The organism is Oleiphilus sp. HI0086 (assembly GCF_001635225.1).
This window is the reverse complement of sequence record NZ_LWFZ01000961.1, coordinates 1-4131: the sequence shown is the minus strand read 5'-3', so window position 1 is coordinate 4131 and position 4131 is coordinate 1. Positions and strand designations below refer to the sequence as shown.

Below are 4131 nucleotides of genomic sequence, written 5' to 3'. Positions count from 1 at the left end.
CTTGGCAAGACAAGGTAAGCAATAAGGCTGGCCAAGATAATCCAACCGTAATGCTGTTGTTTTATCGAAGTCATTTGCAAAGCGCTAATACCACGATGTTCGATGCGCTAATTAGTGTCTTGGAACAGCATCAGCTTTCTGTGTTACCCGTTGCGATTAGTTCGCTAAAAGACCCGTCATCACTCTCCTTGGTTAACGCATTAATCGACCAGGCAAATGTACAGTTGGTACTGAATGCGACTGGGTTTGCAACCAATACCGTGGCGAGCCCCGATCTTAGTTCTGAGCCAAGTACTTTCCAATCGCCCTTTGAGAAAGACCTTGTTGTTTTGCAGTTGGTATTGTCAGGTAGTACAGAAGAAGACTGGTTAGCGCATAGCCAAGGCTTGAGAAGCCGAGATTTAGCGATGCAAGTCGTGCTTCCTGAAATGGATGGTAGGATTGCAACCCGTGCACTTAGTTTTAAGAGCGAGAGTTTCTACGACGAGCATGCCCAGTCGAGTATCGTTCAATATGAATTAAATGCTGAACGGGCACATTTCGTAGCGGAATTAGCATGGCGATATTGCCGACTTGCGGTGAAGCCAAATTCAGAAAAACGCATCGGGATGATACTCGCGAATTATCCGACGAAGGATGGCCGGATAGGGAATGGCGTTGGGTTAGACACACCCAATTCAGCCTGCCAAATTCTGAGTGCCTTGGCCGATGCTGGTTACCCCGTTAGCGATATTCCCGAATCGGGAAATGCATTGATCGAAGCATTGCTAACTTCTGTCACCAATAATCCAAATACCTTGCACCATTTGCCATGTTGGCAAAGTCTTTGTGTCGAGACCTATAAGAAGCTGTTTTCTGCGTTACCCGAATCGTCACAGAAAGCAGTAATAGATCAGTGGGGACAGCCAGAGGACGACAACAAGTTTCGGCAAGGGCGACTGATGATATCGGGTATTCGTTTGGGCGAGATCTTTGTTGGTATTCAACCTGCACGAGGATTCAATATTGATCTGGTCGCAAACTACCATGACCCGGATTTGATCCCACCGCACAACTACTTAGCTTTCTATTTTTGGCTGAGACATGTCTATAAGGTGGAAGCGGTGATTCATGTTGGTAAACATGGCAATCTGGAATGGTTACCCGGAAAAGGCTCGGCCTTATCATCAGAATGTTGGCCTGATATTGCGCTTGGCCCTATGCCGCATTTTTATCCGTTTATTGTGAATGACCCAGGTGAGGGTGCTCAAGCAAAGAGGCGAACCCAAGCGGCCATTATCGATCATCTAATGCCACCCATGACAAGGGCTGAAACCTATGGACCACTAGCCGAGTTAGAGTCGCTAGTCGATGAGTATTACCAGGCAATGGGAATGGACGACAAGCGCGAAGTCTATCTCCGAAAAGCGATTTTGGATCAGGTAAAAGATAGCAATGTGCTAGACGAACTTGGCACTGAAGATACGTCAGATGAAGACGCTGTACTAAATCGGCTCGATGCGTATTTATGTGACATCAAGGAAGCGCAGATACGACATGGTCTGCATATACTAGGGGTGCTGCCAAACAAGGAGAAGCTTTCGGATACGATAGTGGCCTTACTGCGCTTGCCTCGTGGTGGTGAGAAACACAGTCAGGGAATTCTTCATAACCTGGTTCTGGATTTAGATATTAAAGGTGACGATGATCTATTTGATCCACTGTCTGCAGGTGCGGAAGCTTGGGAGGGCACGAGACCTGAATGCTTAGCCGAACTAGATGAAGGACTTTGGCGTACCGAAGCGGATACACGTGAGCGACTAGAACTGCTTGCCAAAAAGCTAGTAGAAACCTATGTCTTGTCTGACGAATCAATTCCGTTGCTTGCGCAATTACCTTCTACACTAGCGCAGCTCAATTATACAAAAGACGTGCTCTTAGCTGCGTTGAGAAAAAGTGCAGAACTGGAGTTGGGCTCAATCATCAAGGGCTTAAGAGGTAAGCGCATTGACCCTGGCCCGAGTGGCGCACCAACGCGAGGAAGATTGGATACCTTGCCGACAGGGCGTAATTTCTTTTCCGTTGATAATCGTGCCATACCGTCCCCGGCGGCGTGGGAAATAGGAAAGCGTTCGGCCCAAGCTTTGATCGAACGTCATCTTCAAGCGCATGGTGATTATCCCAAACAGCTAGGTTTGTCAGTTTGGGGTACGGCAACCATGCGAACCGGTGGCGATGATATCGCTCAGGCTTTTGCTCTGATGGGCGTCGAACCTATTTGGGCGCCGGGATCTAACCGTGTTGTTGATTTTAAAGTGCTGAGCACCCAATTGCTGCAACGACCTCGTGTCGATGTGACCTTGCGGGTCTCGGGCTTTTTCAGAGATGCATTTCCTAACGTCATGAAATTATTTGATGCGGCCGTGCAAACGATTGTCGATATCGAAGAACCTGGAAACGAGAACATCATTCAACAGCATGTGTTAGAGCGTATCGATGAACTAACACTGACGGGGTTAAATGCCGATTTGGCTAGAAGGCAGGCGAGTTATCGTGTGTTTGGTAGTAAGCCCGGCGCTTATGGTGCGGGTCTACAGGGCTTGATAGACGAGCGTTGTTGGGAGCAAAAGAGTGATCTAGCCGATGCCTATCTGAATTGGGGTGGCTATGCCTACGGTAACGAGGCGGGAGACGGTGTCGATGCCAAGGAAGCTTTCCGTTTTCGATTGTCGCAATTAGAGGTGGTTTCGCAAAACCAGGATAATAGAGAGCACGACATCTTGGACTCTGATGATTATTACCAGTTCCAAGGGGGCATGAGCAACGCGGTTGAAGTGTTCTCGGGGGATGCACCAACGATGTATCACAATGACCATTCCAACCCGTCATCTCCTAAGATTAGAACCTTGAAAGAGGAGCTGAACCGGGTTGTCCGTTCGCGAGTGTTAAACCCTAAATGGATTCATGCGATGCGAGAGCATGGTTACAAAGGTGCCTTTGAGATGGGGGCGAGCATTGATTATATGTTCGCCTATGATGCCACCACCAATCTGATTGATGATTATCAATACGAGGCCGTGACTGATACCTTGATACTCGACTCGGATAACCTCAATTTTCTCTTGGAGAACAACCCCTCTGTGCTTGAAGAAATGGCAGAACGCTTATTAGAAGCGACGCAACGTGGGCTTTGGGGTGCTCCTGGCCAGTATCCGGAAAAATTACAGGATGTGCTCTTGGCTTTGGATGAAAAGCAGGAGCAGGCATGATGAGTAGAGTTGACGACCGAATTCTTCATGGGGGAGATCTCGAAACGGCATCAAAATGCTATGGTGTCCCTATAGAAAAGTGGATTGACCTCTCGACGGGCATTAGCCCTATGCATTACCCAGACGTGGATATATCTACAGAGTACTTAACTCGAATGCCATATCAGAAGGATAATTTTCGCAGCGCCGTTCGAGGCTATTACGGGCAGCATGATTTCTTTGCGACAAATGGCTCACAACAAACTATTGCTTCGCTGCCAAAGTGCCTGAAGAATTTTCCGATTGTCTTGCCTGATATCGGTTATCAAGAGCACGCCGAGGCCTGGCGTCAGCATGGGGCGGAGTTGGTTTATTATCCATCGAACAACGTTGATGACGCAAAAAAAGTCATAGAAAAACGGCTTGCATCTGGCGACGCATTTCATTTGCTGGTGATAAATCCAAACAACCCCACATGCATCACTTTCTCACCCGAAACATTGAAGTATTGGTCATCACAACTTACTGAGGGCGCTGCGTTAATCGTGGATGAAGCGTTTGCAGACCTCTGTCCTGAGCAAAGTGTTTTGGGTGCTAATTTTGCAGCGAATATGGTGGTATTAAGATCATTCGGTAAATTCTTTGGCTTACCAGGCTTGAGGCTCGGTTTTGTTTTTGCGGGCCAAACGCTTTTGCATGAGATGAAGGCTTTCATTGGTGTTTGGGATGTCAATGGGCCTGCCCAAGAAATAGCGACTCGAGCGTTTCTTGATGCGCAATGGCAAGCTGACGCGCGCCAGCGATACCTCGACTTGTCTCGAGATAACCAAAAGCTGTGGCAAGGTTTATTTATTCAATTGCGAGAACAAGGGGGCGATGTATCAGAAGCCCACCAATTGTTGTT

Annotated in this window: 2 protein-coding genes; both read left to right on the top strand. The window is 47.9% G+C overall.

What is annotated here, in order from left to right; translation table 11 throughout:
* A partial coding sequence (gene cobN / locus A3756_RS17210; protein WP_068554059.1) for a cobaltochelatase subunit CobN occupies nucleotides 1-3248 on the top strand: 3248 nt, incomplete at its 5' end.
* The coding region (locus A3756_RS17205; protein WP_156490559.1) for an aminotransferase class I/II-fold pyridoxal phosphate-dependent enzyme at nucleotides 3245-4131 on the top strand (887 nt) is incomplete at its 3' end. The genes cobN and A3756_RS17205, both read left to right, overlap by 4 nt.